Origin of the sequence: Hyphobacterium sp. (assembly GCF_965228115.1) — a bacterium.
Classification (GTDB): domain Bacteria; phylum Pseudomonadota; class Alphaproteobacteria; order Caulobacterales; family Maricaulaceae; genus Hyphobacterium.
On record NZ_OZ245794.1, the window covers coordinates 2469234 to 2483779 of the forward strand.

Consider the following 14546-nt stretch of genomic DNA (forward strand, 5'->3'; position numbering starts at 1 on the left):
AAAACCAGACAGGCAACATGTCAGACCCGACCCGGACCTATCTCGATTTCGAACGCCCAGTCGCCGAGCTCGACGCCAAGATCGAAGAGCTGGAGACGCTGGCTGCGTCCAATTCTTCTGATGTGCCGGATGTTGCGGATGAGATTGCCAAGCTGCGTCAGAAATCAGCCGATCAGCTCGCCAGCCTTTATGAAAAGCTGGACCCCTGGCGCAAAACGCAAGTGGCCCGCCATCCCGAGCGTCCGCATTTTCGCGATTACCGCCGCTTGCTGATCGAGGACTTCGAGGAATTGTGCGGAGACCGCCGCTTTTCAGAAGACCCGGCCATTGTGGGCGGTATTGGCCGCTTTAATGGCCGCTCGGTTGTCGTGATGGGTCATGAGAAAGGCCGCGATACGCAATCGCGCCTCAAGCACAATTTCGGCATGGCCCGTCCGGAAGGATACCGGAAAGCCATCCGCCTGATGGACATGGCCGAAAAGTTCAAGATGCCGGTGCTAACCTTCGTCGACACGGCCGGAGCTTATCCCGGTGTCGGCGCAGAAGAACGCGGTCAGGCCGAAGCCATCGCCCGCTCCACCGAGCGCTGCCTGACGCTGGGCGTACCGCTGGTTTCGGTGATTGCCGGTGAGGGTGGCTCTGGCGGCGCCGTGGCGCTGGCCAGTGGAAATTCTGTGATCATGCTTCAGCATTCGGTCTATTCGGTGATTTCACCGGAGGGCTGTGCCTCCATCCTCTGGAAGGATTCGGCCCGCGCCCGTGATGCCGCGATCGCCATGAAAATTACGGCACAGGACCTTCAGGGTCTGAAAATCGTCGACCACATCGTCAAGGAACCGGTCGGCGGCGCTCACCGCGCAGCGGATGATACCGTTCGCCGCGTCGGTGAAAAAATCGATTCGGTCCTGTCAGGTCTGGAAGGCCTGCGTCCGAATGATCTGCGCGCGCGCCGCCGCGAACGCTTCCTTGCTATTGGCCGCCTGGAGGCGGGTGAGAGCTAGAGCCGCATCTCCAGCCAGGGCAGTTTGCGGCCTTTAAAGACGTCTGACGGCCGATCCTCGATGAAAGCCGCGCCCATGCGTTCATAGAACCCGCGGGCGCCCGGATCGGACAGGATGGTCATGACGGTATCCCCGGCGTCGCGCAGGCGCTGCGCTGCTTCCAGATAAAGAACGCGCCCCGCGCCCTTCCCCATCTGATCAGGATCAACGAAAAGGAGGTCCAGATTGCCGTGCTTGGCATCACCGGGGTGAATTTGAGCGACACCTAGAATGCGATGCTCAGCGTCCGTCGCAACGAAGCTGTGCCCTGCTGCGACGCAATCCGGCGTTACCTGCAGATAAGGCGCGACAGCTTTCATAAATGCGGTGTCATAGCCCCAATGGGCTTTGGATCTGAGGCAAAGGTCCGACAACGCCCCACACTCTTCTGCGCGGGCGTTGCGGATGCGCAAAGGGTCAGGTCGAGACCGTCGGTCCGCTGATCGCGCCATGACAATGCTTGTATTTCTTTCCGGATCCGCACGGGCACATCGCATTGCGCGGCACCTTGCCCCAGGTCGCCGGGTCCGTCGGGTTCGCCGCGACGGAGGTCCGGCGCTGGGTCGGAGCCACACGCGGGGCAACCGGACCGTCCGCCGGATCACCAGCCGTGTTTCGGCCGGTGCGCGGATCAATCCGCTTGGGCTGCATATCCGGCATTGGAGCCGGCTCTGGCGGGGCCGCCTGAACGCGGATTTTCATCATCACCTTGGTGACGTCTTCGCGCAGGCTGGTGAGCAGGTGCTCAAACAGCGAGAACGCTTCGGTTTTGTATTCATTCAGCGGATCGCGCTGGCCATAGCCGCGCAGACCAATCATCGACCGCAGGGAATCCAGGCGCTGCAGGTGCTCCCGCCAGCCACGGTCAATGGTTTCCAGAAGGATCTGCTTTTCCACCCGGCGCATCAGTTCCGAGCCTGTTTCCGAAGCTTTCGCCGCATAGGCCTTGTCGGCTTCGTCTTTTAAACGCTCGATAATCTCTTCATCAGCAATGCCTTCTTCCGCAGCCCAGTCCTTGACCGGTAGATCGAGGTTGAAGGTTTCTTTCAGGGCTTCGTCCAGACCGTCGATATCCCATTGATCCGGAAGGGCTTTGGGCGGAATGAATTTGGCGACAATGTCTTCTGCCGTTTCATGGCGCATGTCCTGGATAACGTCGGATACGTCTTCATCGGTCATGAATTCGATGCGTTGTTCGAAGATCGCCTTGCGCTGATCATTCATCACGTCATCGTATTTCAAAAGGTTCTTCCGGATGTCGAAATTGCGCTGTTCAACCTTCTTCTGGGAGGTTTCCAGAGCCTTGGACATCCAGGGGTGCTGGATCGCCTCGCCTTCTTGCAGGCCGAGTGTGCGCATGATCCCGTCGAGGCGCTCCGGTGCGAAAATGCGCAACAGATCATCTTCGACCGAAATATAGAATTTCGACTTGCCCGGATCGCCCTGACGGCCCGACCGGCCGCGCAGCTGGTTATCAATCCGGCGGCTTTCATGGCGCTCGGTCGAGAGCACGTAAAGCCCGCCCTCATCGAGCGCTTTCTTCTTGAGTTCGGCGACCTTGCCGGAGATTTCCTCGCGCTTTTTGGCAATCGCGGCTTCGTCCGGTTCCTGGCCTTTTTCCCGCTGGGTATCGATCCAGTCCGCCAGCTGAAACTCGACATTTCCGCCCAGCTGAATATCCGTGCCGCGGCCCGCCATATTGGTGGCGATGGTCACCGCGCCCGGCACGCCGGCCTGCGCCACAATGCGCGCTTCCTGCTCGTGATAGCGGGCGTTGAGAACCTGGTGTTTGATCTTTTTCTTTTTCAGGAATTCCGACAGCAGTTCGGACTTTTCGATCGAGACCGTTCCAACGAGGACCGGCTGACCGCGTTCCACGCAATCTTTGATGTCGGTGACGATGGCGTCGTTCTTTTCTTTTGCGGTGCGGTAAACCTCATCATCATCGTCGACGCGCGCAACCGGCTTGTTGGTCGGGATCTCGGCCAGACCCAGCCCGTAGATGGAATGAAATTCATCCGCTTCCGTCGATGCTGTACCGGTCATCCCCGCCAGCTTGTCGTAAAGGCGGAAATAGTTCTGGAAGGTGATTGACGCGAGCGTCTGGTTTTCCGGCTGGATGTCTGCGCCTTCTTTGGCTTCGATCGCCTGGTGCAAGCCATCGGACAGGCGGCGGCCCGGCATCATGCGGCCGGTGAACTCGTCAATCAGAACCACTTTGCGGTCCTTGACGATGTAGTCCTTGTCTTTCTGGTAGATTTTGTGTGCGCGCAGCGCCTGATTCAGATGGTGCACCACCATGACGTTTTCCGCGTCATAGAGATCACCTTCTTCCAGCAATTCGCGCTCGCGCAGGAGCTGTTCGATTTTCTCATTGCCGTCTTCGGTGATCAACAGCGAGCGGGACTTTTCGTCAATTTCATAATCATTCTCATCCAGGAGCGGGATGAGGGTATCCATGGTTTTGTAGAATTCGGTCTTGTCTTCGGTGCGGCCAGAGATGATCAGCGGCGTCCGCGCTTCGTCGATCAGGATGGAGTCCACCTCGTCGACAATGGCGTAGTGATGGCCGCGCTGAACCATGTCTTTCAGCGCGTACTTCATATTATCGCGCAGATAATCGAAGCCGAGTTCATTATTGGTGGCATAGGTAATATCGCGCGAATAGGCTTCGCGGCGGGATTCGTCCGTCATGGCGTTCAGGATCACGCCCGTGGTCATGCCGAGCTTTTCGTAAACCTGACCCATCCACTCCGCATCACGCTGGGCGAGGTAGTCATTCACCGTCACGACGTGCACGCCCTTGCCGGTCAGGGCGTTGAGATAGACCGGAGCTGTGGCCACCAGCGTCTTGCCTTCGCCGGTTTTCATCTCGGAAATATCGCCTTCGTGCAGAATGATCCCGCCGATCATCTGCACGTCATAATGCCGCTGCCCCAGGGAGCGTTTGGCCGCCTCGCGCACGGCGGCAAATGCTTCGTTTAAAAGCGAATCCAGCGTTTCGCCATTTTCATGCCGCTCCTTGAATTCCTGCGTCTTGGCTTTTAGCTGGTCGTCGGTCAGCGCCTCGAATTCCGGTTCCAGCGCGTTGATCGCCTCTACGCGGGGTTGAAGCTTTTTCACACGGCGATCATTTGACGGGCCGAACAGTTTGCGGGCAAGAGAGAGCATTGAAGAACCTGTACATCCGGGCGGGATGAAGCCGGTCTAAGGGACAAACGCGAAAACGCTTTCCCTGTGCCAGCATCACTTGAAAAACCGGGTTTGACTTAAGGACGCATAGAATAGGTGTCAATGAAACGCGGCTGCTACAAATGGACCCCGATTTCGCGCTTTGCCGGACTGATCCTCGCGGCAGGTCTCGCCGCGTGCGGCTCCCCCGCGCCGGAACCGGTCGAGACAGATGAACTCGCCCTGCCGGATAACGCGGCGGCCCGTGTCGGTGAGACGATCATTTATAATTCGTCGGTTCAACGTGAAGCACTGGCGCAGGGCGTGATCGCGGAAGGCGAACGCCTTGGAGAAGGCGATGCAGATTATGAGCGCATTGTTGACGAGTTGATCGATCAGCGATTGCTGGCCATCGAGGCGCGGCGGCGGGGCTTGCAGCAAAGTCCGGAAGCGCGCCGGCGCCTGGCAGCCGCCGAAGAGCGCATTCTGGGCAATATTCTGCTGGAAACTGAAATCGCCGCGAATGTTACCGATGAATCCGCGCGCCGGATTTACAGTGAACAGACCGAGCTGGCCCGGCCGGGCGAGCAGATAAGGGCGCGTCATATTCTCGTTGCAACCGAAGACGCAGCAGAAGCGATCATCGGCCTCGCAGAAGATGGCCGCGACTTTGCCGAACTGGCGATCCAGTATTCAGAAGACATTGCCACCCGCGTACAGGGCGGAGATCTGGGCTATTTCACCCGCGATGGCGTGCTCGCCGAAATCAGCGATGTGGCGTTTTCAACAGCGGAAGGCGAAATGGCGGGTCCGATCCAGACCGAGGCTGGCTGGCATGTTCTGTTGATCATCGATCGGCGGGCTCCCGAAGGCCCCAGTTTCGACGAGGTTCGCCCGAGCATTGTGCGCTTCCTGACCTATGAAACCATCTCGACGCTCGTCGAAAACCTGCGCGAAGAGACAAGGATCGAGGTCATCGCGGCCGATCTTCCAGAGCCCGCTGGCGAACCGGCTGAACCCGAAACAGACGCGGACGGTTTGGCGGACACCGACGGCGAGATAGAAAATTAACCCTGTTTTCTCACGTGATTTTAAGGACGGCTTGCAAGGATGACTGACGTTCGGCCCGTACTTCTGGTAGCTGCGTGCGCCCTTCAGGATGCTGATGGACGTGTGTTGATTGCCAAACGGCCAGCGGGAAAAGCCATGGCCGGTCTCTGGGAGTTTCCCGGCGGCAAGGTTGAGCCCAATGAAACGCCCGAGCAAGCCATTGTCCGGGAGCTACGCGAGGAACTCGGAATCGAACCATGCGAATCCTGTCTTCAGCCCTTCGCTTTTGCCTCACATCCGTACGCGGATTTTCATCTCGTGATGCCACTCTTCATCTGTCGTCGCTGGGATGGGTTTATGGCCCCGCAGGAGGGGCAAGAGATTGCCTGGGTGAAACCCAACAAGCTGAAGAATTACGAGCTCGCGCCAGCCGACGAGCCGCTCGCAGCCGAACTCCGCGATCGTTTGTAGGCCGGTTTGCTCGCGCGCAGGCGGGGGGCACCGCCATCGAATATTCCCTAATTGCCGTCATCATCACCATTGCGGCAGTTGCCGGTCTGGCGTTGATCGGGCCGCAGGTTCTGCAGATGTTCACCGATGCTGGCGATGCATTTTAGCCGCCTGCTTTCTCGCCGGCTGACTGTTCTTTTACGCCCAGAGCATCGGCCAGCCGGGTAGTAGCTGAACCCGGACGTTTAGGCCGCGGCTGATCAGGGTGCGGCGCCCATCCACCGGCATGGATGATCTCGAAACTCGCGCGGACTTTCCCGTCTTCATCGGCAAAGCGTTCAGAATAAATCTGCGCGGTCCGCACAAAGAAGGGCTTCGTCACCGGTTTACGCGGTCGATCGGCCAGCACGCTGGTTTCGCCCATGGCGCGTAAGTCCCGCATCAGCACAAAGGAATTGCCATAGCGCACCGTCACCCGGTCCACATCCGTCACCGGCATGGCAAAGCCCGCACGTGACAACAGCCCGGCCATATCCACCGTATCGGCAAAGGGCGAGACCCGCGCGGAAGCTCCACCATAAAGCTCGGCCTCAGCCGCCATCATGGACTGACGCAGCTCTTTTAGACTGGCGCCTCCAAAAATTGCCGCGGCAAAGAAACCATCGCTTTTCATGGCGCGGTTAATCTGGATGAGCGCGCCGGGAAGATCATTCACCCAGTGAAGCGCCAGTGGCGAAATCACAAGATCAAAGCTCTCATCGGCAAAAGGGAGGGCTTCCTCATCGACACAAAGATCCGGGGCAAGCCGGTCTGAAAAATCAGTCTCGATCAGATGTCCAATTTTGGCGGCCGCTTCTGGCCGTTCGGCGAGCGCGCGACCGACAGTCCCGGCTCCACCGAGCACAAGCGCGCGCTCAAAATCGCGAGTGACGCTTTCCACCCGGTCGAGCAAATCATCGACGGCCCGTTGCAACAGGAAGTCATATTCGGGCAATGTGCGCGCGGCACGGTTGCGGCGCTGGCGAAGCAGGGCGCGGTCAAACAGGGCAGGCGGGGATGAACTCATGGCACCGATATGGCGCGCGCAACGCGCTGAGAAAAGCCGGGAGTGCGGTAGCCGACCTCATCTGGCCGCCGGTCTCGCCGCTTACAGGCGTGCCCGTAACGGCCAAAGGCCAGTTGGAAGCCGCCAGTTGGGGTGAGATTCATTTCCTGGACGCGCCCTGGTGCGACACCTGCGGTCTGCCGTTTTCCTACTGGGTGGGCGAGGGGGCAGAATGCGCCGCCTGTATTGCGCGTACGCCTGTTGTTCACAAGGCCCGGGCAGCGCTGGCCTATGGCGATACCTCGCGCCGTCTTGTCCTGGATTTCAAACATGGCGGGCGTCTGGACGCGCTGGATCAGCTGGCCCGCTGGATGGTGCGGGCGGGGCCGGATGTGTTGGCCGGGGCCGTTGCGTTGATCCCGGTGCCCTTGCATCCCTCCCGCCTGTTTGCGCGGCGCTACAACCAGTCGCTTTTATTGGCGGACGCAGTCGCGCGGCAAAGTGGCCTTCCCGTTGAGACGAACTGGCTGCTGCGTCATCGCCGTACGCCCACGCAAGCAGGACAATCTGGCCGGGCGCGCCGACGCAATGTGTCCGGTGCCTTCGCAGTGACGGAAGCAGCGCGGTTGAACTTGCCAGGCCAGACGGTCGTGCTGATTGATGATGTGATGACGACAGGTGCCACTTTCGAAGCTTGCGCGAAACCCTTGTTGAAAGCGGGGGCCAGTTTTGTGAATGCGCTGGCGCTGGCACGTGTTGTGAAACCCACCGATCCGACTACATAAGTCGCAACATAGTTTCAGGGACACTCCCATGGCCAAGGTCATCATCTACACGCGCCCCATGTGCGGATACTGCTATCGCGCCGTCAGCCTGCTCAAGGAAAAGGGCGTTGATTTCGAAGAAATCGATGCGGGCTTCGACATCACCAAGAAGCAGGAAATGATCCAGAAAGCCCATGGCGCGCGCACCTTCCCGCAGATCTTCATCGATGGCGATCATATTGGCGGTTGCGATGAAATGATGCGGCTGGAACGCGCGGGCAAGCTCGACGCCTTGCTGGCGGCCTAAGTCGTGCGGGTCGGTCTCATCCAGATGCGCTCGGGCACCGACCCGGCGGTCAATCTGGAGGAGTCCACAGCGCTGATCCGGCAAGCCGCGGCAGACGGCACGGCCTTCCTTGCCACGCCGGAAACCACTCATCTGGTTCAGAAAGATGCGGAGGAACTGTTTGAGGTCATCCGCACGCCGGAAGACGATCCGGCCATTCCCGCCTATGCCGCATTGGCTAAAGAGCTGGGCATTACGCTGCTGATCGGGTCGCTGGCGCTGAAAATCGGGGATCATAAGGCCGTCAACCGCTCGCACCTGTTTTCTCCGGCAGGCGAGCTGCTCGCCACCTATGACAAGATCCACATGTTCGATGTGGGCCTTGGCGCGGGCGAAACCTATTCGGAATCCACGAATTATCAGGCGGGCGATAGGGCCGTTCTGGCGGACATCCAAGGCGCAAAACTGGGCCTGACGATCTGCTATGATGTGCGCTTCCCGCACCTCTATCGCCGGTTGGCGCAAGCCGGTGCGCAGATCATTACCGTACCCTCCGCCTTCACCCGGCCGACGGGCAAGGCACATTGGGACATCCTGCTAAAAGCGCGCGCCATTGAAACCGGCAGCTACGTTCTCGCTCCGGCGCAGGGCGGGCTGCACGAAGATGGCCGCAAGACCTGGGGGCATTCGCTTGTCATCGGCCCGTGGGGAGACACCATTGCAGAACTGGACCATGACGAACCCGGCGTTCTGATCGCGGATCTGGATCTGAAGAAGGTCGAAACCGCCCGCACGCGTATCCCCGCCCTAACGCATGATCGCACCATTTCCGGGCCAATCTGACCCACTCACTTGGCGTTCAACGCCTTTATGCCCATATAAGTGCCATGATCCGCTATGCGCTCATATGTGACCACGAGCATGAGTTCGAGGCCTGGTTCCGTAATTCCGGGGACTTTGATGTCCAGGCAGGGGCGGGGCTTGTGGAATGCCCGCATTGTGGCTCCACACATGTCAGGAAAGCCATCATGGCCCCGGCGGTCTCCACCAGCCGGAAATCAGACGCCGCCAAGGCCGATCCGCAAAAAGCCATGCAGGAAATCGCCGGCAAAATCCGTAGCCATATCTCGAAGAATTTCGATTATGTCGGCGAGAATTTCGCCAGCGAAGCCCGCGCCATGCATTCCGGCGAAAAACCGGAAAAGCCCATCTACGGCGAAACCACGGCAGAGGAATCCAAATCCCTCGCCGATGACGGCGTGCCCTGCGCGCCGCTGCCCGATCCCTTCGTGCCGCCGCAGGCGAAAAAGCTGAACTAGGCTGTACTTGACGCGCCGCGCGTTGACGCTCCCAATAGCGGCATGACGCATTGGCATCGCTTTAGCCTGTTTTTCTTGCTGTCCATATTGTTGCTGGCGCTTGTGCCCTTGATTGATCTGGCTGCGGGTGGCGGATTGATGGACTTTGGGGGACAAGCGGCTCGCGCCACTGAAGTGACAGGGGTGGCCTGGACGTCAAATCTTGTGAGCGTCATTCGGCTGGCATTTGTAGAGCCAGGGCTATGGCTCCTGGTGCTGGGCAGCTCTGTACCAATGCTGGCCGGACTTATTGTTCTGATCTTCGCGACGTCCCCGGACTTCAAGCGCCGCTTTGTCGCGCGCCTTCACCCGCTGGGTAGCAGCCCCGCGCCGATAGGCCGTGCTTTGGTTAGCTATGCCGCAATGATCGTGGTGATCGTGATTGCGCTGGCGGTGGCCGGTTGGATCCGCCGCATGACCGGCGAAGCTTACAGTTTCGACGCCAACTGGCTCAGCTTTGCGATTCTACCGGCGATCCTGTCAGCGGCCTTTCTCGACCAAGGAGCGGTTCTTGAGGAGGCGGGATGGCGCGGCGTGGGTCAGCCCGTCCTGACCGATGGCGGCGTGCCGGCTCTGATGGCCGCGATTATTGTCGGGCTGGCCTGGGGGCTTTGGCATGTGCCGCGGGATATCTTCGCCGACCTGCCCGGCAGTCTGGGCTTGGCGACTTATCTCGGCCTTTACTTGCCGGCTTTTTTGCTTGGTACGGTGACGACCTCCATCATCGCGATTTATTTCATGAACCGGCTCAATGGCGCGCTTTTGCCCGCCATTATGGTGCATGGGCTGGTCAATGATTCCATGGGGCTCGCGGGCTCGGCGTCAATAGAGATCGCGCTCACGCCCACCCATCAGATCACCAAGGCTCTGCCCCTACTGGCTTTGGCGATTATTCTGGTCGTGATGACAAGAGGCAGGTTAGGCGCGTCTAAGCCTTCCGCGCGACCATCAGATAATTGACGCTGGCATCGCGGCTGATTTCAAAACTGTCCTGCAACGGATTATACGTGACACCGGCCGGGTCCTCCACGTTGAGGCCTTCTTCCGAAAGCGCAAATTTGATCTCAGAAGGTTTAACCAGCTTGTCGAAACGGTGCGTGCCGCGCGGCAACCAGCGCATCACATATTCCGCGCCAAAAATCGCAAAGACGAAGGCTTTCGGCGTACGGTTGATCGTGCCCAGCACCATGATCCCGCCGGGTTTAAGCAATTTCGCGCAATCTTTGAGGAACTGATCCGGTTCGGCGACGTGCTCGACCACTTCCAGGTTCAGGACAACATCGAACTGGGCTTCGTCTTCTTCCAGCAGCTGTTCTGCCGTCCCGTGGCGATAATCGATCTCAAGGCCCTGTTCTTCGGCATGAACTTTGGCGGTTTTGATATTGGCTTCAGCGGCATCCACTGCGGTCACATCCGCGCCTAGCCGGGCCATGGGTTCAGAGATCAGCCCGCCGCCACAGCCAATATCCAATAGCTTCAAACCGGCCAAAGGTGTCTCACCGCCCTCGCGTCCGAAATGCGCCAGGATTTCATCCCGGATAAATCGCAGGCGCGCCGGATTGAATTTATGGAGGGGTTTGAATTTGGACTCCGGATCCCACCATTCCGCCGCAATTCGGGAGAATTTCTCGATCTCTTCCGGGTCGATGGACGGGCTGGAAAGTTTTTCCGGGGCTTGAGCCTGGGCCATGTCGGGTGCTCTTTTCCGCTATCAATTTGACATTCGCCATAATATGGCCTCGCAAGGACGCAGTTTCGAGGATGATGTGAAGCGGCGTGGTGCCGCAGCGCAGTAGAATGCAGGACAAGAGGGACAAATCTTGGCCATCCGCGTGATGAAATTCGGCGGCACATCGGTCGGCTCGCTCGAGCGGGTACGCGGCTGCGCGGAGATCGTCGCTGCTGAATGCGCCAGGGGCGATCAAGTCGCCGTCGTCGTCTCGGCCATGGCCGGAGAAACCGATCGCTTGCTCACGCTGGCCGATAATCTCGGTTTTGGCCTCGGCGATGAAGAAACCGATGTCATCCTGACCGCCGGCGAACAGATCAGCGCCGCCCTGATGGCCATGGCCCTGACCGAGCAGGATTTATCCTCGCGCTCTTTCCTGGGCTGGCAGGCGCGCATCCGTACCGAAGGCCCGCCCGGCGCGGCGCGGATCAGCGGGCTGGATGCCTCGCCGATCAAACACGCCATGTCAGACGGTTGGGTGCCGGTCATGGCCGGGTTTCAGGGCGCCTCGGGCGATGAGCGCCTGCGCACGTTGGGCCGCGGCGGCACGGATTTATCCGCGGTAGCGCTTGCAGCGGCACTGAAAGGTGCGTGTGACATCTACACCGATGTCGATGGCGTTTTCACCACCGACCCCCGAATTGAACCCAAAGCCCGCCGTATCGAAAAAATCAGCTATGATGAAATGCTGGAACTCGCCGCGCAGGGCGCAAAAGTGCTACAGACGCGCTCGGCAGAGTTTGCCAAGGCACGAGGCGTGCCTTTGCGGGTGTTATCCAGCTTTGCCGAACCCGGCCAGTCAGAGGGCACAAAGATCATGCAGGCCGAAGAAATTGCCGAACGCCGCATTGTTTCCGGGATCGCCTATGCCCGCGATCAGGCGCGCATCGCCCTGCGCGGTTTGAATGATAATCCCGGTGCTGCGGCGACCGTCTTTGCCGGGCTGGCCGAGGCCGATATCGGCATTGATATGATCGTGCAATCGCCCTCGCGCGAAGCGGGCCTCAGCAATCTGGAATTTACCATCGACCGCCGCGATCTCGACAAGGCACTTGTCCGCATCGGCGAAAGTGAAGCCCGCGATGTGTCCAGTGAAACCGGTCTCGCGAAAGTATCTGTGGTCGGGCTGGGGCTTAATCGTCGCGCAGATGTCGCTCGCATCCTTTATGGGGCTCTGCATGAAAAGAAGATCGGCATCCGCACCGTCTCGACCTCGGAAATCAAGATCAGCGTGCTGATCGACAATGACGAAGTGGAAAACGCGGTGCGCGCGCTTCACGCTGCCTATGGGCTGGATAACGCCTGATGGATGATGTTTTGAACACCAAAAACGCCAAGGGCCTCGCGCGCGGGCCGGGTCGCCTTCTAAAGCGGTTGCGGGCACTGATGGCGGCGCGCGAAAATGCGCAGGAAAGACTTGATAACCTCACCCGGATGATTGCCGAAGAAACCGGATCGGATGTGTCCTCTATCTATCTGGCCCGGCGTTCAGGCGCGCTCGAGCTTTGCGCCACGCATGGCCTCAGCCAGGACGCGGTGCACAAAACCCGGCTGCAACCGGGAGAAGGCCTGGTGGGTCAGGTCGCAGTCCGCGCCAAACCGCTGGCCGTCGCCAATGCGCCGGAACACCCCTCCTTCTCCTACAGGCCAGAAACCGGTGAGGAGCCGTTCAAGAGCTTCCTCGGCGTTCCGATCCTGCGTGGCGGGCGTCTGGTCGGGGTTCTGACCAGTCAGACCGCAGAGGACCGGGAACTCGTCGATGGCGAGATCGAAACCCTGCAGACTGTCGCCATGATCCTCGCCGAGATCATCGCCTCCGGGCAGATTATCGCACCCGAAGAATTGGCCGGGCTGGATGTACGCCCGTCCAAGTCCGAGCGATTTCAAGGCGGCGCGTTTTCGCCGGGCCTGGCGATTGGCGTGGCCGTTGTGCACGAACCGCATGTCTCGCCGGTCCGGCTGATTGCCGATGATCTGGAAGATGAAGAGGCCCGGCTGGATATCGCCATTAATGAGCTGCGACGCTCCATTGATGACATGCTGGACGGCAATCGCTTGCCCTTTGGCGGGCCAACCCGTGATGTGCTGGAAGCCTATCGCATGTTTGCCCATGACCGGGGCTGGCTGCGCCAGCTGCGTGATGCGGTCAAACAGGGTCTGACCGCTGAAGCGGCGGTTGAGCGGGTCCGCAATGAACACCGCGCGCGCCTGATGCAGGCCAAGGACATGAATTTCCGCGAGCGGCTGCATGATCTCGAAGACCTCGCCAACCGCCTTCTCCGCCACCTGGATGAAAACACCGGCGATGCCGGCGCGCCCCTGCCAGAGGACGCCATCCTGATTGCCCGTTCTATCGGCCCGGCGGAACTATTGGACTATGACCGCAGGAAGCTGAAAGGCCTGGCGCTGGAAGAAGGCTCGGCCTCCAGCCATGCGGTCATCGTCGCCAAGGCGCTGGGCATTCCCCTTGTCGGCCGGGTTGAAGGCGCGCTCGATCGGGTGGAAACCGGCGATCCTGTTATTCTGGATGGTGAGTTCGGCCTCCTCCATATCCGCCCGAATGAGGAAGTGCGGGACGCTTATAAAGACCGGCAAGAGGCCATCACCCGCCGCGAAGCCCGTTATGCCAAGTTGAAAGATGCGCCGTCGGTCACAAAGGATGGCCAGCCTTTTGAACTTCATTTGAATGCCGGCCTGTTGGTTGAACTCAAAAAGCTCGAAGACGCCGGCGCTGCCGGGATCGGGCTTTTTCGCACCGAGTTCCAGTTCATGGTTGCTAACACGCTGCCAAGCGTGACCGAACAGGCCGTGCTTTATAGTTCGGTCGTGAAGGCCTGCGACGGCAAGCCGGCCGTCTTCCGTACGCTGGATCTGGGCGGTGATAAGGTGACTGCCGCCGCTCCCGCCTTACGCGAGCCGAACCCGGCTCTGGGCTGGCGCGCCATCCGCATGGGGCTCGACCGGCCAGGACTCTTGAGGCTTCAGCTCCGCGCCTTGATCGCCGCCACGGCAGACCAGGAACTGGATGTTCTGTTCCCGATGATTGCCGCGCCTTGGGAATTTTTTGCCGCACGCGAGATGCTGGAAAAGGAAATCGCCCGAGCCGAAAAATTCGGTCAGCCGACACCGAAAGCCTGGCGCGCCGGGCTGATGCTGGAAACACCGGGCATGGCCTATGCGTTGGAAGAAGCCTTGCCAAAGATCGATTTTGTTGCGGTTGGCGCGAATGATCTGATGCAATATTTCTTTGCGGCGGACCGGCTGAATGCGCGCGTCACTGAGCGCTATGACATCTTGTCCCCGGCGGCTTTGCGTCTGCTGAAACAGATCCAGGAAAGCTGTGCGGCGCATAAGGTACCGATCTCGATCTGCGGGGAAACCGCCAGCCGGCCGCTGGAAGCCGCCGTCATGTGCGCGCTGGGCTATACCAAGCTTTCCATGGCCGCCTCCAGCATCGCCCCTGTCCGGGCCGTATTGAATGGCCTGGAAGCGGAAAAACTCGGCATATGGCTTGCAAAGCATATGGGAGAGCCGGGCCGCAGCCTGCGCCCGGCCTTGCTGGAAGCGGGTGCCGATGCAGGAATTACGCGCGAAACTGTTGATAACTCGCCTGTCATCTGAAATTATCAGGCCATACGCGTGGGAGAAGGGTG

The 14546-nt window shown here is 59.7% G+C and carries 14 protein-coding genes; 10 read left to right on the forward strand and 4 right to left on the reverse strand.

Features of this window, described 5'->3' with window-relative positions; genetic code table 11:
- Positions 1-17: 17 nt before the first annotated feature.
- On the forward strand, positions 18-1001 hold the full coding sequence (locus ACO079_RS12695; RefSeq protein ID WP_421790601.1) for an acetyl-CoA carboxylase carboxyltransferase subunit alpha: 984 nt from the start codon (positions 18-20) through the stop codon (positions 999-1001).
- Here ACO079_RS12695 and ACO079_RS12700 read toward each other — a convergent pair.
- Positions 998-1360, reverse strand: coding sequence for a GNAT family N-acetyltransferase (locus ACO079_RS12700; protein ID WP_421790602.1), 363 nt, complete (start codon positions 1358-1360; stop codon positions 998-1000). The genes ACO079_RS12695 and ACO079_RS12700 overlap by 4 nt on opposite strands.
- A 97-nt stretch (positions 1361-1457) precedes the next feature.
- Positions 1458-4211, reverse strand: coding sequence for a preprotein translocase subunit SecA (gene secA / locus ACO079_RS12705; protein ID WP_421790603.1), 2754 nt, complete (start codon positions 4209-4211; stop codon positions 1458-1460).
- A gap of 123 nt (positions 4212-4334) precedes the next feature.
- Between secA and ACO079_RS12710 the strand changes: the two genes are divergently transcribed.
- Together ACO079_RS12710 and mutT are read left to right on the forward strand one after the other, a co-directional pair.
- Positions 4335-5282: a foldase protein PrsA gene (locus ACO079_RS12710; protein ID WP_421790604.1), complete on the forward strand. Its 948-nt coding sequence runs from the start codon at positions 4335-4337 to the stop codon at positions 5280-5282.
- A 39-nt stretch (positions 5283-5321) separates the two neighbouring features.
- The gene (mutT, locus tag ACO079_RS12715) at positions 5322-5732 is read left to right on the forward strand and encodes an 8-oxo-dGTP diphosphatase MutT (RefSeq protein WP_421790605.1); all 411 of its coding nucleotides are present in this window, start codon (positions 5322-5324) and stop codon (positions 5730-5732) included.
- A gap of 142 nt (positions 5733-5874) precedes the next feature.
- Here the strand turns inward: mutT and ACO079_RS12720 are convergent, their stop codons facing one another.
- Positions 5875-6777 (reverse strand): methyltransferase domain-containing protein, encoded by a 903-nt coding sequence (locus tag ACO079_RS12720; protein WP_421790606.1) that lies wholly within the window; start codon positions 6775-6777, stop codon positions 5875-5877.
- Here ACO079_RS12720 and ACO079_RS12725 point away from each other — a divergent pair.
- Genes ACO079_RS12725 through ACO079_RS12745 form a run of 5 tightly spaced genes read left to right on the forward strand, consistent with a single transcriptional unit; the run spans position 6768 to position 10124 of the window.
- Positions 6768-7541 carry a ComF family protein gene (locus ACO079_RS12725; protein WP_421790607.1) on the forward strand — a complete coding sequence of 258 codons (774 nt, stop codon included), beginning with the start codon at positions 6768-6770 and terminating at the stop codon, positions 7539-7541. The genes ACO079_RS12720 and ACO079_RS12725 overlap by 10 nt on opposite strands.
- A 28-nt stretch (positions 7542-7569) precedes the next feature.
- Positions 7570-7827, forward strand: a complete 258-nt coding sequence (grxC, locus tag ACO079_RS12730) for a glutaredoxin 3 (protein ID WP_421790608.1) — start codon at positions 7570-7572, stop codon at positions 7825-7827.
- A 3-nt stretch (positions 7828-7830) separates the two neighbouring features.
- Complete coding sequence (locus ACO079_RS12735) at positions 7831-8649, forward strand: carbon-nitrogen hydrolase family protein (RefSeq protein WP_421790609.1); 819 nt, start codon at positions 7831-7833, stop codon at positions 8647-8649.
- Between the two features lie 44 nt (positions 8650-8693).
- Entirely contained in the window at positions 8694-9125 is a 432-nt protein-coding gene (locus tag ACO079_RS12740; protein WP_421790610.1) for a DUF1178 family protein, read from the forward strand.
- Between the two features lie 42 nt (positions 9126-9167).
- Positions 9168-10124 (forward strand): CPBP family intramembrane glutamic endopeptidase, encoded by a 957-nt coding sequence (locus ACO079_RS12745; protein ID WP_421790611.1) that lies wholly within the window; start codon positions 9168-9170, stop codon positions 10122-10124.
- On the opposite strand, the gene ubiG is transcribed toward ACO079_RS12745, so the two are convergent.
- Complete coding sequence (ubiG, locus tag ACO079_RS12750) at positions 10093-10854, reverse strand: bifunctional 2-polyprenyl-6-hydroxyphenol methylase/3-demethylubiquinol 3-O-methyltransferase UbiG (protein WP_421790612.1); 762 nt, start codon at positions 10852-10854, stop codon at positions 10093-10095. The two genes, ACO079_RS12745 and ubiG, sit on opposite strands and share 32 nt — an antisense overlap.
- Positions 10855-10999: 145 nt before the next feature.
- On the opposite strand from ubiG, the gene ACO079_RS12755 reads away from it, so the two are divergent.
- Both ACO079_RS12755 and ptsP read left to right on the forward strand, forming a co-directional pair.
- Positions 11000-12199 carry an aspartate kinase gene (locus tag ACO079_RS12755; RefSeq protein WP_421792965.1) on the forward strand — a complete coding sequence of 400 codons (1200 nt, stop codon included), beginning with the start codon at positions 11000-11002 and terminating at the stop codon, positions 12197-12199.
- Positions 12199-14514 carry a phosphoenolpyruvate--protein phosphotransferase gene (ptsP, locus tag ACO079_RS12760; protein WP_421790613.1) on the forward strand — a complete coding sequence of 772 codons (2316 nt, stop codon included), beginning with the start codon at positions 12199-12201 and terminating at the stop codon, positions 14512-14514. The genes ACO079_RS12755 and ptsP overlap by 1 nt, the downstream gene beginning before the upstream one ends.
- Positions 14515-14546: the final 32 nt, after the last annotated feature.